At 66.3% G+C, this 21,548-nt stretch carries 19 protein-coding genes and 1 tRNA gene; 7 read left to right on the top strand and 13 right to left on the bottom strand.

Features of this window, described 5'->3' with window-relative positions; genetic code table 11:
- Positions 1 to 154: 154 nt before the first annotated feature.
- The 5 genes from lon to ACODTJ_RS22835 all read right to left on the bottom strand — a co-directional run bounded on the left by lon (position 155) and on the right by ACODTJ_RS22835 (position 7,025).
- A complete protein-coding gene (gene lon / locus ACODTJ_RS22855; protein WP_454657290.1) occupies positions 155 to 2,581 on the bottom strand; it encodes an endopeptidase La in 2,427 nt (808 codons plus the stop codon).
- Positions 2,582 to 3,094: 513 nt separating this feature from the next.
- On the bottom strand, positions 3,095 to 4,366 hold the full coding sequence (gene clpX, locus ACODTJ_RS22850; protein WP_199092832.1) for an ATP-dependent Clp protease ATP-binding subunit ClpX: 1,272 nt from the start codon (positions 4,364 to 4,366) through the stop codon (positions 3,095 to 3,097).
- Between the two features lie 266 nt (positions 4,367 to 4,632).
- Positions 4,633 to 5,256, bottom strand: a complete 624-nt coding sequence (locus tag ACODTJ_RS22845; protein WP_454657291.1) for an ATP-dependent Clp protease proteolytic subunit — start codon at positions 5,254 to 5,256, stop codon at positions 4,633 to 4,635.
- Between the two features lie 163 nt (positions 5,257 to 5,419).
- Entirely contained in the window at positions 5,420 to 6,850 is a 1,431-nt protein-coding gene (tig, locus tag ACODTJ_RS22840) for a trigger factor (RefSeq protein WP_454657292.1), read from the bottom strand.
- Between the two features lie 90 nt (positions 6,851 to 6,940).
- Positions 6,941 to 7,025: transfer RNA gene (locus ACODTJ_RS22835), tRNA-Leu, on the bottom strand.
- Positions 7,026 to 7,213: 188 nt separating this feature from the next.
- Between ACODTJ_RS22835 and ACODTJ_RS22830 the strand changes: the two genes are divergently transcribed.
- Entirely contained in the window at positions 7,214 to 8,650 is a 1,437-nt protein-coding gene (locus ACODTJ_RS22830; RefSeq protein ID WP_454657293.1) for a multicopper oxidase family protein, read from the top strand.
- Between the two features lie 162 nt (positions 8,651 to 8,812).
- Here the strand turns inward: ACODTJ_RS22830 and ACODTJ_RS22825 are convergent, their stop codons facing one another.
- The 3 genes from ACODTJ_RS22825 to ACODTJ_RS22815 form a co-directional block, all read right to left on the bottom strand.
- A complete protein-coding gene (locus tag ACODTJ_RS22825) occupies positions 8,813 to 9,337 on the bottom strand; it encodes a gluconokinase (protein ID WP_454657294.1) in 525 nt (174 codons plus the stop codon).
- Between the two features lie 4 nt (positions 9,338 to 9,341).
- A complete protein-coding gene (gene gnd, locus ACODTJ_RS22820; RefSeq protein WP_454657295.1) occupies positions 9,342 to 10,328 on the bottom strand; it encodes a phosphogluconate dehydrogenase (NAD(+)-dependent, decarboxylating) in 987 nt (328 codons plus the stop codon).
- 79 nt (positions 10,329 to 10,407) lie between these two features.
- Positions 10,408 to 11,277 carry an AraC family transcriptional regulator gene (locus tag ACODTJ_RS22815; protein ID WP_488850139.1) on the bottom strand — a complete coding sequence of 290 codons (870 nt, stop codon included), beginning with the start codon at positions 11,275 to 11,277 and terminating at the stop codon, positions 10,408 to 10,410.
- Here ACODTJ_RS22815 and ACODTJ_RS22810 point away from each other — a divergent pair.
- The 5 genes from ACODTJ_RS22810 to rpmG all read left to right on the top strand — a co-directional run bounded on the left by ACODTJ_RS22810 (position 11,276) and on the right by rpmG (position 15,965).
- A complete protein-coding gene (locus ACODTJ_RS22810) occupies positions 11,276 to 11,686 on the top strand; it encodes a DUF2000 family protein (RefSeq protein ID WP_454659005.1) in 411 nt (136 codons plus the stop codon). The two genes, ACODTJ_RS22815 and ACODTJ_RS22810, sit on opposite strands and share 2 nt — an antisense overlap.
- A 441-nt stretch (positions 11,687 to 12,127) precedes the next feature.
- Positions 12,128 to 14,479: a ribonuclease R gene (gene rnr, locus ACODTJ_RS22805; RefSeq protein WP_454657297.1), complete on the top strand. Its 2,352-nt coding sequence runs from the start codon at positions 12,128 to 12,130 to the stop codon at positions 14,477 to 14,479.
- Complete coding sequence (locus tag ACODTJ_RS22800) at positions 14,479 to 14,925, top strand: DUF983 domain-containing protein (RefSeq protein ID WP_454657298.1); 447 nt, start codon at positions 14,479 to 14,481, stop codon at positions 14,923 to 14,925. The genes rnr and ACODTJ_RS22800 overlap by 1 nt, the downstream gene beginning before the upstream one ends.
- Positions 14,922 to 15,656, top strand: coding sequence for an NUDIX hydrolase (locus ACODTJ_RS22795; protein WP_454657299.1), 735 nt, complete (start codon positions 14,922 to 14,924; stop codon positions 15,654 to 15,656). Before ACODTJ_RS22800 ends, ACODTJ_RS22795 begins: the two co-directional genes overlap by 4 nt.
- Positions 15,657 to 15,797: 141 nt before the next feature.
- Entirely contained in the window at positions 15,798 to 15,965 is a 168-nt protein-coding gene (gene rpmG, locus ACODTJ_RS22790) for a 50S ribosomal protein L33 (RefSeq protein ID WP_038367996.1), read from the top strand.
- Between the two features lie 128 nt (positions 15,966 to 16,093).
- Here the strand turns inward: rpmG and ACODTJ_RS22785 are convergent, their stop codons facing one another.
- From ACODTJ_RS22785 to ACODTJ_RS22765, 5 genes are all read right to left on the bottom strand, one after another.
- A complete protein-coding gene (locus ACODTJ_RS22785; RefSeq protein ID WP_454657300.1) occupies positions 16,094 to 16,387 on the bottom strand; it encodes an I78 family peptidase inhibitor in 294 nt (97 codons plus the stop codon).
- Between the two features lie 106 nt (positions 16,388 to 16,493).
- Positions 16,494 to 17,180 carry a DUF2161 domain-containing phosphodiesterase gene (locus tag ACODTJ_RS22780; protein WP_454657301.1) on the bottom strand — a complete coding sequence of 229 codons (687 nt, stop codon included), beginning with the start codon at positions 17,178 to 17,180 and terminating at the stop codon, positions 16,494 to 16,496.
- Positions 17,181 to 17,375: 195 nt separating this feature from the next.
- Positions 17,376 to 18,944, bottom strand: a complete 1,569-nt coding sequence (gene guaA / locus ACODTJ_RS22775; RefSeq protein WP_454657303.1) for a glutamine-hydrolyzing GMP synthase — start codon at positions 18,942 to 18,944, stop codon at positions 17,376 to 17,378.
- 69 nt (positions 18,945 to 19,013) lie between these two features.
- Positions 19,014 to 19,700, bottom strand: a complete 687-nt coding sequence (locus tag ACODTJ_RS22770) for an alpha/beta hydrolase (protein WP_454657304.1) — start codon at positions 19,698 to 19,700, stop codon at positions 19,014 to 19,016.
- Between the two features lie 116 nt (positions 19,701 to 19,816).
- Complete coding sequence (locus ACODTJ_RS22765) at positions 19,817 to 21,115, bottom strand: RsmB/NOP family class I SAM-dependent RNA methyltransferase (RefSeq protein WP_454657305.1); 1,299 nt, start codon at positions 21,113 to 21,115, stop codon at positions 19,817 to 19,819.
- A 181-nt stretch (positions 21,116 to 21,296) separates the two neighbouring features.
- Between ACODTJ_RS22765 and ACODTJ_RS22760 the strand changes: the two genes are divergently transcribed.
- Positions 21,297 to 21,434: a lipoprotein gene (locus ACODTJ_RS22760; RefSeq protein WP_170843263.1), complete on the top strand. Its 138-nt coding sequence runs from the start codon at positions 21,297 to 21,299 to the stop codon at positions 21,432 to 21,434.
- Positions 21,435 to 21,548 lie beyond the last annotated feature (114 nt).

The raw sequence follows: 21,548 nt of genomic DNA, 5'->3' as shown, positions 1-21,548 counted from the left end.
AACCGGGATGATCTCCATGCCGTCCTTCACCGACTTGGGAAGGTCGATCAGGTCCGATGGCCATGGTCAGGTCCGCCGACAATGACCAGCGCTGCGCCCAAACGAAAACCGCCGGCGCTTGTGCGCCGGCGGCTCGTTCTTTCAAGACCGGAGGTCAGTGGGCGACAACGCCCGCTGCGTCGTCGTCCGTGCCCTTGGGCAGCGGGGCCTTGAGATCCTCCTCCCAGACGATCGGAACCGGCTGGCGGGTCAGCGCGTGCTGGAGCACCTGCTCCATGCGCGCAACCGGGATGATCTCCATGCCGTCCTTCACCGACTTGGGAAGGTCGATCAGGTCCTTGGCATTCTCCTCGGGGATCAGCACCTTCTTGATGCCGCCACGGAGCGCCGCCAGGAGCTTCTCCTTCAGACCGCCGATCGGCAGCACCCTGCCCCGCAGCGTGACCTCGCCGGTCATGGCGACGTCGCGGTTGGTCGGGATGCCGGTCAGGATCGAGACGATGGTGGTCGCCATCGCGATACCGGCAGACGGGCCGTCCTTCGGCGTCGCCCCTTCGGGAAGGTGGACGTGAATGTCACGCCGGTCGAAGAGCGGCGGCTCGATGCCGAAATCGACGGCCCGCGAGCGGACATAGGATGCCGCCGCCGAGATCGATTCCTTCATCACGTCGCGCAGGTTGCCGGTGACGGTCATGCGGCCCTTGCCGGGCATCATGACGCCCTCGATCGTCAGCAATTCGCCGCCGACCTCGGTCCAGGCCAGACCGGTGACGACACCGACCTGGTTCTCCGTCTCCGCCATGCCGTAGCGATAGCGCGGCGGGCCGAGATACTCTTCCAGCAGCGGCTCATCGACGACCACCTTGGCCTTCTTGCCGAGCACGATGTCCTTCACGCCCTTGCGGACCGTGTTGGAGATCTCGCGCTCGAGGTTACGGACACCGGCCTCGCGGGTGTAACGCCGCACCAGGGTCTGCAGGGCGCCGTCGGTGATCGACCACTCCTTGCCGTCGAGCCCGTGCTTCTTGATCGCATTCGCGATCAGGTGCTTGCGCGCGATCTCAGTCTTCTCTTCCTCGGTGTAGCCGGCAATGCGGATCACCTCCATGCGGTCCAGAAGGGCCGGCGGAATGTTCAGCGTGTTCGCCGTGGTCACGAACATCACGTTCGACAGGTCGTAATCGACCTCGAGGTAATGGTCGTTGAAGGTCGAGTTCTGCTCGGGATCGAGCACCTCCAGCAGGGCCGCCGAGGGATCGCCACGGAAGTCCTGACCCATCTTGTCGATCTCGTCGAGCAGGATGAGCGGGTTCGAGGTCTTGGCCTTCTTCATCGACTGGATGATCTTGCCGGGCATCGAGCCGATATAGGTGCGGCGATGACCGCGGATCTCGGCCTCGTCACGCACGCCGCCGAGCGACATGCGCACGAACTCACGGCCGGTCGCCTTGGCGATCGACTTGCCGAGCGAGGTCTTGCCGACGCCCGGAGGGCCGACGAGGCACAGGATCGGACCGGCGAGCTTGTTGGCGCGCTGCTGCACGGCGAGATATTCGACGATGCGGTCCTTGACCTTGTCGAGGCCGAAATGATCGTCGTCGAGCACCAGCTGGGCGGCGTTCAGATCCTTCTTGATCTTCGAGCGCTTGTTCCAGGGGATGCCGAGCATCCAGTCGAGATAGTTGCGCACCACGGTCGCTTCCGCGGACATCGGCGACATCTGGCGCAGCTTCTTCAGCTCCGCCGTCGCCTTGTCGCGGGCTTCCTTGGTCAGCTTGGTCTGGGCGATGCGCTCTTCCAGCTCGGCCAGCTCGTCACGGCCTTCCTCGCCGTCGCCCAGCTCCTTCTGGATCGCCTTCATCTGCTCGTTGAGATAGTACTCGCGCTGGGTCTTCTCCATCTGGCGCTTGACGCGCGAGCGGATGCGCTTCTCGACCTGCAGCACGGACATCTCGCTTTCCATCAGCGAGAGCACCTTCTCCAGGCGGTGGGCGACGTTGGTGATCTCCAGCACGCCCTGGCGATCGGCGATCTTGACCGCCAGATGCGAAGCGACGGTATCGGCGAGCTTGGTCGGCTCGTCGATCTGCGTGACCGCGGCGACGATCTCGCCGGAGATCTTCTTGTTGAGCTTCACGTAGCTCTCGAACTCGCTGACGACCGAGCGGGCGAGCGCCTCGACCTCGACCTTCTTGCCTTCTTCCTCGGCCAGGCCGGTGGCCTCGGCCTCATAGAAGGATTCGCTGGCCGCATAGGACGAGGCCTTGGCGCGGCCGACGCCCTCGACGAGCACCTTCACGGTGGAGTCGGGCAGCTTCAGGAGCTGCAGCACGCGAGCGAGCGTACCGATCTCGTAGATTTCGTTGGGCTGCGGGTCATCGTCGCCGGCGTTCTTCTGGGTCGCCAGCAGGATGAGCCCGTCCGTCTTCACCACTTCCTCGAGCGCGCGGATGGACTTCTCGCGGCCGACGAAGAGCGGGACGATCATGTGGGGGAAAACGACGATGTCGCGCAAAGGCAGAACCGGGAAGGTGCCGGTCTCGCCTGGGACGAAGGGGGCGCGTGGCGTCGAGCCAGTCATGGCAATTCCTTTGCAGTTGCGCCCGGCGGACCCCCGAGATGGGCGGAGCGATCGGACGTGTGCGGCCAAGGCGACCATTCGCCCCTCCGCCCTCGCGCATCGCACCCTCATCAGGCGTGCGACTCTCGCAAGTGCACCTAAAGTGGAGACTTCCTCGCCGGCTTTCAAGCGAGGTATCCGGTTCATGCACTACAGCCTTGCATGGCCGGAGGGTCGGAGAAATTCCTATCCTTCAGCTTTGAATTCGCAGTGCTTTTTGCTCAGGCAATCTGGCCGTCATTGCGAGGAACGGAGCGACGAAGCAATCCGGAAGGACTGGGCTGGAGCGTTCGACCCAGTTCGCTGGATCACTTCGCTGCGCTCGCGATGACGTTCATAGCCGGATCGGGGGCATCTCGTATGTCGATTTCGGATCGGACTGTCGCGGCGCGAAACCGCCTTCAGCCCCACGCCGCCAAAAACGCAAAACGCGCGCCAAGGGGCGCGCGTCCTGTTGTCGCAATCGAGGAGAGATCAGGAGGCCGAGGCCGTCTTGGTCTCGTCCTCGCGCTCCGCGTAGATGAAGAGCGGGCGCGCCTTGTTCTCGACAGCCTCGGGGCCGATCACGACCTGCTCGACGCCTTCCAGGCCGGGCAATTCGTACATGGTCTCGAGCAGAATGCCTTCCATGATCGAACGCAGGCCGCGCGCGCCGGTCTTCCGCTCGATCGCCTTGCGGGCGATCAGGCTGACGGCCTCGTCGGTGAAGGTGAGCTGGGTGTCCTCCATCTCGAACAGGCGCTGATACTGCTTGACCAGCGCGTTCTTCGGCTCGGTCAGGATGGTCTTCAGCGCCGGCTCGTCGAGATCCTCCAGCGTCGCCAGGACCGGCAGGCGGCCGACGAACTCGGGAATCAGGCCGAACTTCAGGAGATCCTCGGGCTCGACCTGACGGAAGATCTGGCCGATGCGGCGATCATCGGGGGCCTCGACCTTGGCGCCAAAGCCGATCGAGGTGCCCTTGCCGCGGCTCGAAATGATCTTGTCGAGACCAGCGAAGGCGCCGCCGCAGATGAAGAGGATGTTCGTGGTGTCGACCTGCAGGAACTCCTGCTGCGGATGCTTGCGCCCGCCCTGCGGCGGCACGGAGGCGACGGTGCCTTCCATGATCTTGAGCAGCGCCTGCTGGACGCCCTCGCCGGAGACGTCGCGGGTGATCGAGGGATTGTCCGACTTACGGCTGATCTTATCGATCTCGTCGATATAGACGATGCCGCGCTGCGCCCGCTCGACATTGTAGTCGGAGGCTTGCAGCAGCTTGAGGATGATGTTCTCGACGTCCTCGCCGACATAGCCGGCCTCTGTCAGCGTCGTCGCATCGGCCATGGTGAACGGCACGTCGAGGATGCGGGCCAGCGTCTGCGCGAGCAGCGTCTTGCCCGAGCCGGTCGGCCCGATCAGCAGGATGTTCGACTTCGCGAGCTCGACGTCGTTCTGCTTCGTCGCATGCGAGAGGCGCTTGTAGTGGTTGTGCACCGCCACGGAGAGCACCTTCTTGGCGTGCTCCTGGCCGATGACGTAGTCGTCGAGGACCTTGCGGATCTCCTTCGGGGTCGGCACGCCGTCCTTCGACTTCACCAGCGCGGATTTCGATTCCTCGCGGATGATGTCCATGCAGAGCTCGACGCATTCATCGCAGATGAACACGGTCGGGCCCGCGATGAGCTTGCGCACCTCATGTTGGCTCTTGCCGCAGAAAGAGCAGTAAAGCGTGCTCTTCGAGTCGCCGCCGGGCTTGTTAGCCATCCGTCCATCTCCAGTTCGGGAGCCGGAAGCCGCATCGCCCGTGGCGCCTGCAGCCGTCGTCTCTCCGTCATACTTAAGCGCTCAGATCACGATGATTAGGTTAACGGCCCGTTCCGGTACATTCGGATACGCAGGGCCGGCCCAAGCCGGATCAGAATGGAGCGCCAGTCCGCTCACCCCCGACCCCATGCAAACACGGGGCCGTCCCTCATTCAATATGGGGGCTCGGATGAGCCGGGCCAACCCACAGGATCGCGAGCGCCCGATCAGGCCTCGGCCTCCGGCCGGCGCTCCATGACCTTGTCGATGAGGCCGAACTCCTTGGCCTGCTCGGCGGTCATGAAATTGTCGCGCTCCAGCGCGGCGTGGATGTCTTCGTAGGAGCGTCCGGTATGCTTCACGTAGATCTCGTTCAGCCGCTTCTTCAGGCTCTCGACTTCCCTGGCATGGATCAGGATGTCGGTGACCTGGCCCTGGAAACCGCCGGAGGGCTGGTGAACCATGATGCGCGCGTTCGGCAGGGCGAAGCGCATGTCCTTGGCGCCGGCCGTCAGCAGGAGCGAGCCCATCGAGGCGGCCTGGCCGATGCAGACCGTCGTCACCGGGCAGCGGATCAGCTGCATGGTGTCGTAGATCGAGAGACCGGACGTCACCACGCCACCCGGCGAATTGATGTAGAAGGAGATCTCCTTCTTGGGGTTCTCGGCCTCGAGGAAGAGGAGCTGCGCCACGATCAGCGACGCCGAGTAATCCTCGACCGGGCCGGTCAGGAAGATGATGCGCTCGCGCAGCAGGCGCGAATAGATGTCGAAGGCGCGCTCGCCGCGGCTCGACTGCTCGACCACCATCGGGACGAGATTGTTGTAGGTCTCGAGCGGATCGCGAAGCATGGATCTGTCCTTGAGGTGAAGGCGCCGGGCAACCGGCGAAACATCGAATCGGCGGCGTTTAGGAAGCCACCCACATAAGCACGGCAATCGCGGCTGAAAAGGGAAGCGCCGCCGGTCGCGAAGGCCGGCGGCGCGATAGCTGTCGTTAAGGTTGCCGTGAGGCTCAGGCGGAGGCGTCGTCGGCCTTGGCTTCGGCCTTCTTCGTCTTCTTGGCGGCAGCCTTCTTCGGCTTGGCCTCGGTGGCTTCCTCGGCGTCGTCGTCGGCGTAGAGCGCCTCGCGCGAAACCGTCTGGTCCTCGACCTTCACCTGACCGAGCAGATGGTCGACGACCTTCTCCTCGAAGATCGGGGCGCGGATTTCAGCCAGAGCCTGCGGGTTCTTGCGATAGAAGTCCCAGACCTGCTTCTCCTGGCCCGGGAACTGACGGGCGCGCTCGATCAGGGCCTGCGTGACCTCGTCATCCGAGATCTGGACCTTGGCCTGCTCGCCGATCTCGGCCAGCACGAGGCCCAGGCGCACGCGGCGCTCGGCGATCTTGCGGTAGTCGGCGCGGGCGGCGTCCTCGGTGGTGTCCTCGTCGGCGAAGGTCTTGTTGGCCTGCTTCATGTCGGCCTCGACCTGGCTCCACACGCTGGCGAACTCCTGCTCGACCAGGGTCGGCGGCAATTCGAAGGTGTACTTGCCGTCGAGCGCGTCGAGCAGGCCCTTCTTGAGCTTGCGGCGCGACTGAGCGGTGAAGTCACGGCCGATCTGCTCGCTCACGGCTTCCTTGAGCTTGTCGAGCGACTCCATGCCGAAGGCCTTGGCCAGCTCGTCATTGATCTCGATGGCGTCCGGGCCCTGCACGTCGGTGACGGTGACCTCGAACTCGGCCGGCTTGCCGGCGAGGTTCTCGGCCGCATAGTTCTCGGGGAAGGTCACCTTGACGGTGCGGGTCTCGCCGGTCTTGGCGCCCTCGAGCTGCTCCTCGAAGCCCGGGATGAACTGGCCGGCGCCGAGATCGAGCGGGATGCCCTCGCCCGTGCCGCCGTCGAACTTCTCGCCGTCGAGCGTGCCGACGAAGGAGATGATCAGGCGGTCGCCCTTCTCGGCCTTGGCCTTCTCGCCCTTCGAGGTGTAGCTGCGGTTGCCGGAGGCCATGCGCAGCAGCGCGGCGTCGACATCGGCGTCCGGAACCTCGGCGACCGGCTTGACCAGCGCGACGTCCGAGAGGTCGGCGAGCTCGATCTTCGGGAGAACCTCGAGCGCGACGGTGAAGGCGAGATCGCCCTTGGCCTCCATCGCGGCCTCGATCTCTTCCTTGTTCTCGGGGAAGCGGATCTGCGGCTCGAAGGCGAGCTTCAGGTTGTTGTCGGCGACGATCTTCTGGTTCGCCTCGTTGACGGCGTTCTGCAGAACGTCGGACATGACCGAGCGGCCATAGAGGCGGCGCAGATGCGCGACCGGCACCTTGCCCGGGCGGAAGCCGTTGATCTTGGCCTTGCCCTGGAGGTCCTGGAGGCTGCCATCGAGCCTGGTCTTCAGGTCGGCGGCGTTCAGCACCACCTGGAATTCGCGCTTGAGGCCCTGGGACAGGGTTTCGGTCACGTTCATTTTTCTACCGCCAACAGCTCGTTTACGTCTCAATGTCCAAAGCGCGACGCCGGTTTCGACCGCCGCCGCGCTCGCGAAAAACTAGACCGATGGTGCGGGCGGAGGGACTCGAACCCCCACGACTTTCGCCGCTGGTACCTAAAACCAGTGCGTCTACCAATTCCGCCACGCCCGCCGGCCGATAGCGCTGCGCGCGAGCAAACGCAGCGCGGCCATCGTCAAGCCGCAGGCCTATACGCATTTCGGCCGGGCCATGCAGCAAAAAAATGACGGTTCTGCAAATCGGCCTTTCCGGCGGGCATTTGCAAGCCAGGCAGGAGCCGGCTCTCGCCAGAGCCGTTCGACCGGATTATGCGGTATGGCATGACGAAACCGCCCGCCGCCGTCCTGCCCCCGCTCACGCGCCGCCAATGGCTGGCGGGGCTCGCCGGCACCAGCCTGCTCGCGCCACGGGCGGGTTTCGCACAAGCGCAAGCTCCCACGGCCAAGCCCATCCCCGAACCGCAGCGGCAGACGCTCGTTGCCGGGCCGACGAAGGTGCGCCTGCGCCCATCGCCGCCCGTCGAGACCGAAATCTGGGCTTTCGACGGCGCCACGCCCGCCCCGCCGCTGCGAATCAGGCAGGGCGAGACCCTGGCCCTCAAGCTCGAGAACAAGACGACCGCCCCGCTCGACCTGCATTGGTACGGCCTGCGCGGCGAGGCTGAGCGCGACGGCGCCGCCAGCTTCACGCGCCCGCCGATCGCGCCCGGAGAAACCGGCGAATTCCGGATCACGCCGCAAGATTCGGGCACCCTGCTCTATCGCCCGCTCCGGGCCGGCGGCTCGTCCGAGCCTGCCGGTCGCGGCCTGAGCGGGCTCGTCATCGTCGAGGAGAAGGAGCCACTGCCCGTCGACCTTGACCTGCCCGTGCTCGTCACGGACTGGCTCATCGGCGACGACCAGGCGATCCAGCCTTTCGTGCCGCAGGGCAATGCCTCGGCCTCTGCGGGGCGCCTCGGCAGCTGGCTCACCGTCAACGGCCGCTCGCCGCCGCTGCCGATCACCGCCCGGCCGGGCGCGCGCATCCGCCTCAGGCTCGCGAATGCCTGCAACGCCCGGATCATGCGTTTGCGCTTCGACGGCGGAAAGGCGACCGTGATCGCGGTCGACAGCCAGCCGACCGAGAGTTTTGAACCGGTGCGTTCGCAACTGCCCTTCGCGCCGGGCACGCGTTACGACGTCATCCTCGACCTGCCGATCGAGGTCGGCGCCGCTGTGAATATCAGCGCGCTGATCGGCGGCGGGCTGCCATTGGTCAGGATCGTCACGGCAGGCCAGCCGCAGGTGCCGCCGGCTGCGGCGCCGGCCCTCAAGCTCAACCCTGCCCTGCCCCTCGGCGTGCGCATGCAGGATGCGCTTCGTCCCGAACTCGTGATCGAGGGCGGAGCGAGGCTGACCGAGGATCAGAAGCTCGATTTCTCGGGCGTCGACCTCGCTACCCCCTGGCAGGTCAATGGCGGCACCGGCTCGTTCGAGGGCAAGCCGCTGTTCAGCGTCAAGCGCGGCACGCCGATCGTGATGGCGATCGACAACCGCACCGCCTTCGTCCAGCCGTTCCACGTCCATGGCCACAGCTTCCGGCTGCTGCATCCGCTCGACGACGGCTGGGAGAACTATTTCCTGGACACCGTGCAGATTCCCGAGCGCAAGAAGCTGCACATCGCCTTCATCGCCGACAACCCCGGCCGCTGGCTGATCTCGTCGACTGTGCTGGAGCGCTTCGATCTCGGGCTATGGAGCTGGTTCGAGGTGACGTGAAGGCGAAGGCGTGGAAACACCCTGTCATCCCGGACAAGCGGCGAAGCCGCGGCGATCCGGGATCCATGCCTGAGCCTTCACCGGAAACGTTCCGGAATGGATCCCGGGTCTCCCTACGGTCGCCCGGGATGACCGCATGGGATGGATCGGTGAGAAGAAGGCCTACAGCCCCAACCGCTCGACCACGTCCTGCACGATCGCGTCCTTGCTGTCCTCGACCGAGACGACCAGCGGCTTCTCGTCGTCGCCCGGCTCCTCCAGCGCGGCGAACTGGCTATCGAGCAGAGCCGGCGGCATGAAATGGTGCTGGCGGGCGGCCATGCGCCGGCCGATCAATTCGCGCGAGCCCTTGAGATAGACCAGTGCGACATCCGGCCGGTCGCCGACAATCACCTGCCGATAGGCGCGCTTCAGCGCCGAGCAGGTGACGATGCCGTGCCCACCCTTCGCCCGGAGATCGTCGATCCAGGCGGCGATGGCCGCGAGCCAGGGCTTGCGGTCGTCGTCGTTCAGCGGCGTGCCGCCGGCCATCTTGGCGACGTTCTCGGGCGGATGGAAGGAATCGGCGTCGCGGAAGGGCCAACCGAGGCGCTCCGCCAGACGCTCGCCGAGCGAGGTCTTGCCCGAGCTCGCGACGCCCATGACGACGATGACGGCCGGACGGCCGCCGCTTGCTGCTTCTGCCACCGTCTCAGCCCTGCTTCTTGGGTTCGACATGGCCGCCGAAGCCGGCGCGCATGGCCGAGAGGACCTTCTCGCCGAAGGTGTGGTCGACGCGCGAACGGAAGCGCGCGAACAAGGCCGAAGTCAGCACCTCGGCCGGGGTCGCGGTCTCCACGGCGGCATCGACCGTCCAGCGGCCCTCGCCGGAATCCGAGACATTGCCGGTATAGGAGGACAGCTCCTCGTCGGCGGCCAGCGCCTCGGCCGTGAGATCGAGCAGCCAGGACGTGACCACCGAGCCGCGACGCCAGACCTCGGCGATCTCGGCGGTGTCGAAATCGAAGCCGTATTCGGCCGGCAGGCCTTCCTTGGCCGAGGCGTTGCGCAGGAGGTCGAAGCCCTCCGCGAAGGCCTGCATCATGCCGTATTCGATGCCGTTATGGATCATCTTGACGAAATGACCGGAGCCGGTCGGGCCGCAATGCAGATAGCCCTGCTCGCTCGTCGGGTTGCGGCCCTCGCGATGCTTCGTCGGTTCGATCTCGCCCTTGCCGGGCGCCAGCGTCGCGAAGATCGGCTCCAGCCGGTCGAAGGCGGCTTTGTCGCCGCCGATCATCAGGCAATAGCCGCGATCGAGCCCATGAACGCCGCCGGAGGTGCCGATATCCATGTAATGGATGCCCTTCGCACCCAGCTCCTTGCCGCGGCGGACATCGTCCTTCCAGAAGGCATTGCCACCGTCGATCAGCGTATCGCCGGATGCGACGAGACCGGCGAGTTCGGCCAGCGTCGCCTCGGTGATCTTGCCGGCCGGCAGCATCACCCAGATCGCGCGCGGCGCCTTCAGCTTGGCAACCATGTCCTTGAGATCGCTGGCCAACGTCGCGCCATCGGCGGCGAGCGCCTGGCCCGGCTTCGGGTCGCGGTCATAGACCACGCATTCATGGCCGGCGCGCATCAGCCGGCGCACGATGTTGCCCCCCATACGGCCGAGGCCGATCACTCCAAGCTGCATGTCAGATACTCCGCAAAGCCGGCTTTCGCTGCTTCAAGCATGGAGGCGGCGGGCGGGGCAAGCGGGCTCGACGCCGGCCTCAGGCCCGGAATTGCGGCTGCAAGGCTCGCCAACGCCCCGGTGTGACGCCATAGGCGCGGCGGAACTGGCGGGTGAGATGGCTCTGGTCGGCGAAGCCGCAGGCGAAGGCCGCATCGGCCAAGGGCGTCCCCTCGGCCAGCAGACGGCGGGCGCGGTCGAGGCGGCGCATCACGAGGTAGTTATAGGGACTGGTGCCGAAGGCGGCACGGAACTGGCGCGCCAGAGCAAAGCGATCGAGCCCGGTCACAGCCTCCAGCCGGCTGGAATCGACGGTCTCCGTCGCATGGGCATCGAGATAATCGCGCGCCCGCTCCAACGCTGGAGCGTCGAGCCGGGCGGAGCGAACACCCGCCACTGAGGGATCGAGCGCGAGCAAGGCCTGCGCGAGCCGTTCGACCAGATCGTCCGCCGCCAGCGCGTCGAGCGGCTGGTCGAGGTCGCGCAGCGCGCGGGCGATAGCGGCGACGAGATGCGGCTCCTGCGAAACGGCTGTGGATATGAAAGGCAAGGCGCGGCCGCCCTCGCCCATCGCCCGCCGGATCAGGCGCGGCTCGACATAGAGCATGCGGTAGCGGAAGCCGCTCTCGATGCCGGAGCGGCCGTTATGGACCTCGTCGGGATGCAGGACGATGGCATGGCCACCGAGGCTGTCACGCCTTGCGCCGCGATAGTCGAAGGACTGCACGCCGGAGAGCGTCAACCCGAAGGCATAGGTGTCGTGGCGGTGCGGGTCATAGGCATAGCCGCGGAAGAACGCCTCCATGCGCTCGATGCCGTCAGTGCCGGTGCCGAGCCGAACCCAGTCCCGCTGCAGCCCGCACGATCGTTCAAGACGGGCCTTCCCGGCCTCGGGTAGCGATGAGCCCATGCGTTACGATACCAAAATCGCCATCGTGGTTCGCGATGATCTCGCAACCTGGCAAAAACTCAATGTCGCCAGCTTCCTCTCCGGCGGGCTCGTCGGAACCTCCCCGGAACTCGCGGGCGAGGCCTACCGGGATGCATCCGACCGCTTCTACGGGCCGCTGATCCGCCAGCCCGTCCTGGTCTTCGCGGCAAGCGCCGCGGAACTCACCAGCGCGCTCCAGCGGGCGCAGCAGCGCGGCGTCAGGCCGCATCTCTATACCAAAGAACTGTTCGCGACCGGCAATGACGTGGACAACCGCGCCGCTGTCGCTGCGGTGGCAACGGATGCGCTGGACCTCGTCGGCATCGGACTCCATGCCGAGCGCAAGGAGATCGACAAGATCATCAAGGGATTGAAGCTGCACGGGTAACACCTCGCGGCCCGTGCCTTCCCCGCAGACTTCACTGCTCCTTCTTTAGGCAGGGCAAGACCGACCTCCCGCATTCACGGGCGGGAACGTGACTTTCCTCGTACTCGTCCAGCGCATTTTTTGGCATTTACGAACCCCACAGAATCGCCTTAGCCTCCTTCTTGTCGGTAACAACTGAAAGGAGGTGATCCAGTGTCTCATTGTCATCAACCGCTGGTGCAGAGCGGGCGGACCTGGACCTCTTCTTGCTGGGGTTTCTATTCCGCGTGAGTTTTCGCACCTTCAGATCCGGTTCGCCGGGTCGCGGTTCGGCAATGGAAGGGCAGCTCGCAAGGGCTGCCCTTCTTGCTTCTGGAGCCGCAATGCTGGCGCCCGGCCGCAAGCCGTGGCAGACAGGCGGCGTGTCAAGCTTTTCTCGATCCAACGCCCCGAGTGCCGGCCGTGTCCGTTCCTGAACCGAGCCGCGAGGCCATTCTCGACTTCATCGAAGAAGAGCGCGCCGCCGGCCGCGAGGTCGGCCGGCGCGAGATCGCCAAGGCCTTCGGCCTCGATGGCGGCGGCAAGATCTGGCTGAAGCGCCTGCTCAAGGAGATGGCGGAGGAAGGCGAGATCGGCGGCGACGGCAAGGAGCGCCCGGTCCACCCGCGCGGCGCGCTGCCGCCCGTGCTGCTCTCCGAGATCAAGCGCCGCGACCGTGAGGGCGATCTCGTCGCCCAGCCGCTGGAATGGGACGAGGCGGAGAACGGCACCCCGCCGCAAATCCTGATCGAGCGCACCCGCGAGGGACGCCGCAAGGACAAGACGGCCGGCCCTGCGCCCGGCGTCGGCGATCAGGTCATTTTGAAGCTGACGCGTCTGCGTGGCGTCGAGGGCTTCGGCTATTCCGGCCGCGTCCTCAAGGTGATGGGCAAGGCCAGGGCCGCCGTGCTCGGCATCTTCCGCGCCCTGCCCGACGGTTCCGGCCGGCTGGTACCGATCGACAAGAAGGCGCAGGGGCGCGAGGCCATCATTCCGAAGGGCCGCACCGGCGAGGCGCAGGATGGCGACCTCGTCTCGGTCTCCTTGCGCCGTGAGAGCCGCTTCGGCCCGCCGGAGGCGCAGGTGCGCGAGCGGCTGGGGTCGATCAAGTCAGAGCGCGCCGTCAGCCTGATCGCGATCCACGCCCACGGCATCCCGCACGAATTCCCGCCGGCAGCCCTTCAAGAAGCGGCGAACGCGCCGCTTGCCAGCCTGAAAGGGCGCGAGGACTGGCGCGACCTGCCGCTCGTCACCATCGACCCGGCCGATGCCAAGGACCATGACGACGCGGTCCATGCGGCGCCGGACGAGAACCCCGACAATCCCGGCGGCTTCGTCGTCACCGTCGCCATTGCCGATGTCGCGGCCTATGTGACGCCGCATTCGGCACTCGACCGCGAGGCGCTGGAGCGCGGCAACTCGGTCTATTTCCCCGACCGCGTCGTGCCGATGCTGCCGGAGCGGATCTCGAACGATCTCTGTTCGCTGCGCGAGCATGAGGACCGGCCGGCGCTCGCCGTCAGGCTCGTGCTCAAGGCCGACGGCTCGAAGAAGAGCCACTCTTTCCACCGCGTGCTGATGCGCTCGGCGGCGAAGCTCTCCTACCAGCAGGCGCAAGCCGCCATCGACGGGCAAACCGACGAGAAGACCGCAGCGATCCGCGAGAGCGTGCTGATGCCGCTTTGGGCGGCGTACGGCATCGCGGCCCGTGCCCGCGACCAGCGCCAGCCGCTCGAGCTCGACCTGCCCGAGCGCAAGCTGATCCTGAAAGCCGACGGCTCGGTCGACCGCGTCATCGTGCCGGACCGGCTGGCGGCGCACCGGCTGATCGAGGAATTCATGATCCTCGCCAATGTCGCGGCGGCCGAGACGCTGGAGAAGGCCGGCAGCCAGTTGATCTATCGCTGCCATGACGAGCCCTCGCTGGAGAAGATGCGGGCGCTCGGCGAAGTGCTGGCCTCGATCGGCATCAAGCTGCCGCAGGACGGGGCGTTGAGGCCCGTGCTGTTCAACCGCATCCTCGCCATGATCAAGGGCTCTGAGAATGAGACGCTGATCAACGAGGTCGTGCTGCGCACGCAGGCGCAGGCCGAGTATGTCGCCGAGAATTACGGGCATTTCGGCCTCAACCTGCGCCGCTACGCCCATTTCACCTCACCGATCCGGCGCTATGCCGACCTGATCGTGCATCGCGCGCTGATCACCGCACTGAAGCTCGGCGACGATGGGCTGCCGAAGAGCACCACGCTGGCGGAGCTGCGCGAGGTCGCGACCCGCATTTCGGCGGCCGAGCGGCGCGCCATGGCGGCCGAGCGCGAGACCACCGACCGCCTGATCGCGCATTTCCTTGCCGGCCAGATCGGCGCGAGCTTCGACGGGCGCATCGGCGGCGTGCACAAGGCCGGGCTGTTCGTGAAGCTCGACGGGACCGGCGCGGACGGGTTCATTCCGGCCTCCACGCTCGGCGGTGACTATTATCGCTACGACGAGGCCGCGCATGCGCTGATCGGCGAGCGAACCGGCGAGAGCTGGCGGCTCGGCGACCGGGTCCATGTCAAGCTGGTCGAGGCCGCGCCGGTCGCGGGCGCGCTGCGCTTCGAATTGCTCTCGGAGGGGCGTATCGTGGCGACGGGACGCGCCGGCAAGCGACGCGGCGGGGCCGTGCCCTTCGGGACGAGCCGGCCGGCGGCAAGCTTCGGCAAGAAGGGCAAGCCAGGCGGGGGCGGCTTCGGCAAAAGCAAGCCGGGCAAGAGCAAGACCGGCAAGAGGCGGTGATGGCTGTCCAGATCCACAGCGCGGAGACGCATCTCGATGCGCGCGACTGGCGCCAGGCGGTCGCGCGGGGTTTGAGAGGCCGCTGCCCGCATTGCGGGAAAGGCCGGCTGTTCCGTGCCTTCCTGAAGCCCGTCGATCGATGCGAGGCCTGCGGCGAGGATCTGCATCACCAGCGCGCCGACGACCTGCCGCCCTATATCGTCATCACCATCGTCGGCCATATCATCGTCGGCGGCCTGCTCCTGGCGGAGAAACTCGGCGACTGGCCGATGTGGCTGCACATGGTCGTCTGGCCGGCACTGACTCTGATCCTCTCCATCGCGCTGATGCAGCCCGTGAAGGGCGGCGTCGTCGGCCTGCAATGGGCCGTGCGCATGCATGGCTTCGGCGGCGAGCCCGAACGCCCCGAGCGCCAGCCCCTGCCCCCTTCGGATTCACGCCCATGACCGACCACACCGTCACCCTCACCCAGGCCGAGCGGGCGCGCACGACCGCCAACCAGCGTCCCAAGGACGCCGCGACCATGATGATCCTGGATCGCAGCGGCGCACGGCCCAAGGTGCTGATGGGCAAGCGCCATGCGAGCCACAAATTCATGCCGGGCAAGTACGTCTTCCCCGGCGGGCGGGTCGATGATGGCGACCGCCGCATGGTCGCGACCGGCGCGGTGCCGCAGATCTGCGAGGACCGGCTCGGCAAGCGCTGCCTGCGCCCCAGCGCCGGCAAGGCGCGCGCGCTGGCGATGGCCGCCATCCGCGAGACCTTCGAGGAAACCGGCCTGCTCTTCGGCTCCGACGAGTTCGGTGCACCGGATGCCCCGCCCCCCGGAAGCTGGACCGACTTCGCCGCGCAGGGGATCTATCCCGATCTCTCGGCGGTGACCTTCGTCGCCCGCGCGATCACGCCGCCACGCCGGCCGAAGCGATTCGACACCCGTTTCTTCACGATCGACGCTTCCGCCGTCGCCAAGCGGGTCGACGGGATCATCGGCCCCGATTCGGAACTGGTCGACCTGGTCTGGGTCGATTTCGACGAAGCCAAGGAGCTCGACCTGCCGACGATCACCAAGGTGATCATCCAGGAGGTCGAGGCCCGCATCGAGGGCGGTTTCGCGCCCTATCTGCCCGTCCCGTTCTACTGGGAGAAGCGCGGCAGCTTCGTGCGCGAGGAGCTCTGAGACGGCTGCACGGTCCGGGAAGCTATTCTTCCTTGACTTCGCCGGCCCTTTGCGGCATTCCCCGCGCTGACGGTTTGCCGGGTTCGCCCGGCCATTTTCTTTTCCGAGGGCCTTTGGCCCGCATGGCTCGAGGATAGACCCATGGCCAAGGCCGTGACGATCAAGATCAAACTGCTTTCGACCGCCGACACCGGCTTTTTCTACGTGACGAAGAAGAACTCGCGCACGATGACCGAGAAGATGTCGAAGAAGAAGTATGACCCGGTCGCGCGCAAGCACGTCGAGTTCAAGGAAACCAAGATCAAGTGAGGCCTGGCCTCCCGATCTGATTTCGCTTTAAAAACCGCCCTTTCGGGCGGTTTTTTCGTTTGAAGGTTTAGCGTCGCGACGACCGTCTCGGCAGCTTCAGAAGGCCCAGAGACGCCTTCGCTGCACGGCTACCCGCAATAGGCGCGGATGATCCTGCCGGTCTTCGAATTGGTCTCGATGGTCACCCGCTCCGGGCGGTAATCCATCGTCACGCCCTGCCCCGGGCGAATCTGCCGCACGATGGTCGCGCCGGTGGCTTGCTGGGCTTCAGCGTCACCAATACGAGCCTTGCCCGCCAGCGCCTCGGCCTCATCCTCGATGCACGCGCTGGCCAAGCCTGGCGCGGTTCCCATCGGAGCCTGCTGCGCATCGCTCTGGCAGGCTGCCAGCGTCAATGCGACGAGCGACAGGGCTCCGGCCACCAGACATCTCTGCGTCATCGTCACAACCCCTTTCAGGCCATCCGAACGATCGCCGGTGGCTCTACGATCGCGATGAGACACAGCCATGGCAAGGGAATGGCTGCGCTCAGGCCGCGATCCCCGCCGCCTCCGGACTCACCGGAAGCTCAGCCTGCCATGTCGCCAGCGCGCTGCGACCGGTCTCGGTCAGCGCATAGACGCCGCGCCCGGAACGCTCGAACCAGCCATAGACATTGCGATGCAGGATCTTCTGCGCATCCGGGCAGGACGGCTTGAGGTCGCGCGGGCGCATCGGCTCCGCCGCCATGGCCGCCGCGCAGGCCAGAGCCTGCTGGCGATAGGCCGTCATGATCGGCTTGCGCGTGCCGCCGCCCATGGCCGGGTCGCCCCGGCGACGCTTGTGCTCGTCCACCAGCCGCGAGCGTCGGCGCGGGTCCTTGCGCGGCGTCGGCGCCGCCGGAGACACGAGGATATCGACATGGCCGGCCTTCGAGACGCCGAGCAAGCCGAAGCCGAGGCGGCGGCAGAGGTTGCGATAGCGCGGATCGCTCTCGCGCCCCTTGCCTCTCGCGGAGAGCTGGGCCGCCAACCAGATCTCGTCGCCGAGGCTCAGTCGGTCCACGCCCTGCAGGATGAGTTCGAGATTGAAACTCAGCTTCAGCTCTCCGATCACGACGACGGAGGGGTCGCCGTCGCGAAGCCCGACGAGATCGCAGGGCCCGATTTCGCCCTTCACGGTATAGCCCAGCCCTTCGAGGAAGCGCTTGACGGGCAGATAGAGCGACGTTTCCACATCCACCTCCGGAGAGCAGATAGCCATACTGACCGGCAGTCGTTTCGGAGAGGCAAACGCCGGCAGGCGTCTGAGGGCTCAAACGAAAAATCCACCCGCCATGGGCCGAGATGGTCGGCCCATGGCGGGTGGATTCAATCTCAACGATCCATGATCAGTCCCGAGCGCAATCCGAGCGGATCGCGCTATCTCCGATCATTCCCACTCGATCGTTCCGGGCGGCTTGCTCGTCACGTCGTAGACGACGCGGTTGATGCCCTTGACCTCGTTGATGATGCGGGTCGCGGCGCGGCCGAGGAAATTCATGTCGAAGGGGTAGAAATCCGCCGTCATGCCATCGACCGAGGTCACGGCGCGCAGCGCGCAGACATGGTCGTAGGTGCGGTAGTCGCCCATCACGCCGACGGTACGCACCGGCAGCAGTACGGCGAAAGCCTGCCAGATCACGTCGTAGAGACCGGCCTTGCGGATCTCGTCGAGATAGATCGCATCCGCCTTGCGCAGGATGTCGAGCTTCTCCTTGGTGATCTCGCCGGGGCAGCGAATGGCGAGACCCGGCCCCGGGAAGGGATGACGTCCGACGAAAGCCTCGGGCAGGCCGAGTTCGCGGCCGAGCACGCGGACCTCGTCCTTGAAGAGCTCTCGCAACGGCTCGACGAGCTTCATCTTCATGCGCTCGGGCAGGCCGCCGACATTGTGGTGGCTCTTGATGGTGACCGAGGGGCCGCCGGAGAAGGAGACACTCTCGATCACGTCTGGGTAGAGCGTGCCCTGCGCCAGGAAATCGGCGCCGCCGAGCCTGGCGGCCTCGGCATCGAAGACGTCGATGAAGAGCCGGCCGATGGTCTTGCGCTTGGCCTCCGGATCGGCGCCGCACTTGGCAAGCTCCGAGAGGAAAAGCTCTTCGGCCTCAACATGGACGAGCGGGATGTTGTAGTGATCCCGGAACAGGCGGACGACCTCCTCGGCCTCATTCATCCGCATCAGGCCGTGATCGACGAAGACGCAGGTGAGCTGGTCGCCGATCGCCTCGTGGATCAGCACCGCCGCCACCGCCGAGTCGACGCCGCCGGAGAGACCGCAGATGACGCGGCCGGTGCCGACCTGCTCGCGGATCTTCTTCTGCATCTCGGAACGGTAGGCCGACATGCTCCAGTCCGGCTTGCAGCCGCAGATCTCGACGACGAAATTGCGCAGCAGCTTGCCGCCATCCGGGGTGTGGACCACCTCGGGATGGAACATCGTGGTGTAGAAGCGCCGTTCCTCGTCGCTCGCGACGGCATAGGGGGCGTTCTCGGAGGTCGCCTTGACGGTGAAACCGGCCGGGAGCTGCGTGACCCGATCGCCATGGCTCATCCAGACGGGATAGCGACCGCCCTCTTCCCAGACCCCCTCGAACAGCGCCGAGGGGGTGACGATCTCGACATCGGCGCGGCCGAATTCAGCGGCATGCCCGCCCTCGACCCTGCCGCCGAGCTGATGCGCCATGGTCTGCTGGCCGTAGCAGATGCCCATCAGCGGGATATTGGCCGAGAACACCGCCTCGGGAGCACGCGGGCTGCCCTCGTCCGGCACCGAAGCCGGGCCGCCGGAGAAGATCACGCCCTTCGGCTTCATCCGGGCGAAGGCCTCGGAAGCGGACTGGAACGGGGCGATCTCGCAATAGACGCCGATCTCGCGGATGCGCCGCGCGATGAGCTGCGTCACCTGCGAGCCGAAATCGATGATGAGGATGGAGTCGTGATGGGGCTGAGCGCTCGTCATCGCGTTCCGTTAATGGATCGCGCGGGCGCGCGCAACGGGGCCGCGCCCGAACGCATGGCGCCCCTGCCGCTAGGCCTTGGCGGCCTCCTCGATCAGCGTCGAAACCTCGGCCGGGAGCGAGGCGAGCGAAGCGTGGCTGGCATCGAGCCTCAAGGTCCTCTGCGGGCGCATCCGCTCCGCCATCATCTTCTGGTTTTCGGGCGCGATCATCCGGTCCGCCGTCGATATCTGGTACCAGTTCGGCTTCTTCTTCCAAGCTGGAGCCGTAACGGCATCGCCGAAGGTCGAACCAAGGGGAGCCTTCTGCGTGACCGCCATGACCATGGCCTCGTCAGCACCAAGGTCCTGGCAGAAACTCTCGCGGAACTTGTCCGGCTTGATCCAGAGATAGCCGTCGCTGTCCGGCGCGATGTTCGGAAAGGCTTGCGGAGGTTTGGCCTGGCTGATGCCACCGGCGCTTTCGCCGGCATCGGGCGCGAAGGCGGCGATGAAGACCAGCGCCTTGACGTTCGGCAGGTCGCCCATCTCGGTGATGACCTTGCCGCCATAGGAATGGCCGACGAGTACGACGGGGCCGGCGATCTGCCGCACCATCTTGCGGGTGCGCTCGGCGTCGTCCGCCAGCGAGGTCAACGGGTTCTCGACGGCATGAAGGTCGGTGTGGCCGCGCCGGGACAGCTCGAGGATGACCTTCGACCAATGGGCCGCACCGCCCCAGAAACCATGAACCAGAACGATCGCGGGCTTGTCGGGCATGTCAGAATCTCCCTTCGCAACCGGGCGCTGAGTCCGGCCGAACACGTCGCCGGATGGAAACCTCGCAGAGTTTCAGCGGGGTGTCGATACGGGAGCCGAGCCGCTCCCGCGCACACTCAGGCGTCGCGTGTCAGACAGGCCAGATAGAACCCGTCTGTGCCGGTGCGCCGCGGCGAGAGCTGCAGGCCGTAAGCTGTACCAAAGCGAGCAAGCAGGGAGAAATCGCTTTCGGCGCCCTTGAGCACGTCGATCGGCGCGACGGCCGAGAAGCCGGCATGCTTGCCGAGGAAGGCGCGGATCGCCTCGTCGTTCTCCTCCGGCAGCACGGAGCAGGTGATATAGGCGATACGGCCGCCCGGCTTCACAAGCCTCGCCGCGCGCGCCAGCACCTCGGCCTGGTCCTTGATGCGCTCGGCCAGCGCGCCGGGACGCACGCGCCATTTCGCATCGGGGTTGCGTCGCCAGGTGCCGGAACCGGTGCAGGGCGCATCGACCAGCACGAGATCGACCTGGCCGGCGATATCGGCGAAGGGCTCATGGCCGCGCGAACGCGGAATGCGGACCTCGACGATGCCGGCACCCGAGCGCGCCAGCCGGTCGTGCAACGGCGCAAGCCGGCGGCTGTCGAGATCGGTGGCGTAAAGGCTGCCGCGATTGGCCATCAGCGCAGCGAGCGCCAGCGTCTTGCCCCCTGCTCCGGCGCAGAGATCGATCACGGTCTGGCCGGGCTTCGCGCCGGCGAGCAGCGCCACCAGTTGCGAGCCTTCGTCCTGGATTTCGAAGGCGCCGGCGAAGAATCCGGGCTCGGTCTGCAACGAGGGGCCGCGGCCGTCATGGCCCGGCTGGAAGCGCAAGGCGTCGGGCGACCAGGGGCCCTGCTCCGGCTGGAGATGGGCGAGGTCCTTCAGAACGGCATCACGGCTTGCCTTGAGGCGGTTGACGCGCAGGTCGATCGGCGCGCGGGCGGCCAGCGCCTCGCCCTCCGCGATGGCAGCCTCGCCCAAACCCGCCTGGAAAGACGGCCAGAGCCATTCCGGCACATCGGCTTGAACCCAGTCGGGCGCGCCCTCGACCGAGAAAGCGGTGAGCAACGCGGTCTCGTCATCGCTCAGGGGCTGCGGGGCGTGATTCTCGCCGGAACAGAGCTGTGCGATCTCGGCAACGCCGAGGCCACGCAGTCCCGCGAGCATGCCGAGGACGAGCGCACGCGGGGTCTCGGCGGCCATCGCATAACCAGAGGAAGCCTTGCGGCGGAGCGCATCATAGACCAGCGAGGCGACGGCCGCCCGGTCCTTCGAGCCGGCGAAGCGGCGCGACAGGCCCCAGTCCTTGAGCGAATCGGCGGCCGGCCGGCGGCGCTCGACGATATCCTGGAGCACCTCGATGGCGGCGCTGATCCGGGCGGCTGGGGTCATGACGCTTCAATCCTGGCGTCGGACGGGTTCCGAAACGCCGCAAAGACGAGGCCGAACAAGTTTCGACCGATTCAAGCATGACGTAGGGGCATAAAGCCCCCATCGTCACACTCTTGACGCGGTCGTTCCACAAGCGGAAAGACGATGCAACCGCATGTCGCGGCCAACGGGATCTCCACACATGAAAAGCGCCAGCCGCATCGTCATCCTGAGCCTCGTCGCGCTCGGCCTCGCCGCCTGCGCCACCCAGCAGCCGGACTACACCCCGCCGGCCTCCAAGCGCCTCGACGCCAAGACCACCCTCGAGAACCGCCGCTGAGATTTGGCGGGAGCGGCTGGCTTACGCCAAGCGACCTCCCGCTCGCATCAGCGCTCGAACGAAACCCGCCCCGGCTTGCCGGAGCGGGTTTTTTCATGGGCTGGCAACCGAGAC

It is taken from the genome of Allobosea sp. FG18 (assembly GCF_057809495.1).
This window is presented reverse-complemented; position numbering and strand designations above follow the sequence as displayed.

Coding starts and splice junctions, on each gene's coding strand:
- rpmG (WP_038367996.1), top strand. CDS start 15,798: ATGGCCAAGGCCGTGACGATCAAGATCAAACTGCTTTCGACCGCCGAC.
- ACODTJ_RS22765 (WP_454657305.1), bottom strand. CDS start 21,115: ATGACCCCAGCCGCCCGGATCAGCGCCGCCATCGAGGTGCTCCAGGAT.
- ACODTJ_RS22800 (WP_454657298.1), top strand. CDS start 14,479: ATGGCTGTCCAGATCCACAGCGCGGAGACGCATCTCGATGCGCGCGAC.
- ACODTJ_RS22815 (WP_488850139.1), bottom strand. CDS start 11,277: ATGGGCTCATCGCTACCCGAGGCCGGGAAGGCCCGTCTTGAACGATCG.
- ACODTJ_RS22760 (WP_170843263.1), top strand. CDS start 21,297: ATGAAAAGCGCCAGCCGCATCGTCATCCTGAGCCTCGTCGCGCTCGGC.
- ACODTJ_RS22810 (WP_454659005.1), top strand. CDS start 11,276: ATGCGTTACGATACCAAAATCGCCATCGTGGTTCGCGATGATCTCGCA.
- gnd (WP_454657295.1), bottom strand. CDS start 10,328: ATGCAGCTTGGAGTGATCGGCCTCGGCCGTATGGGGGGCAACATCGTG.
- ACODTJ_RS22795 (WP_454657299.1), top strand. CDS start 14,922: ATGACCGACCACACCGTCACCCTCACCCAGGCCGAGCGGGCGCGCACG.
- clpX (WP_199092832.1), bottom strand. CDS start 4,366: ATGGCTAACAAGCCCGGCGGCGACTCGAAGAGCACGCTTTACTGCTCT.
- ACODTJ_RS22830 (WP_454657293.1), top strand. CDS start 7,214: ATGACGAAACCGCCCGCCGCCGTCCTGCCCCCGCTCACGCGCCGCCAA.
- lon (WP_454657290.1), bottom strand. CDS start 2,581: ATGACTGGCTCGACGCCACGCGCCCCCTTCGTCCCAGGCGAGACCGGC.
- tig (WP_454657292.1), bottom strand. CDS start 6,850: ATGAACGTGACCGAAACCCTGTCCCAGGGCCTCAAGCGCGAATTCCAG.
- ACODTJ_RS22770 (WP_454657304.1), bottom strand. CDS start 19,700: ATGCCCGACAAGCCCGCGATCGTTCTGGTTCATGGTTTCTGGGGCGGT.
- guaA (WP_454657303.1), bottom strand. CDS start 18,944: ATGACGAGCGCTCAGCCCCATCACGACTCCATCCTCATCATCGATTTC.
- ACODTJ_RS22845 (WP_454657291.1), bottom strand. CDS start 5,256: ATGCTTCGCGATCCGCTCGAGACCTACAACAATCTCGTCCCGATGGTG.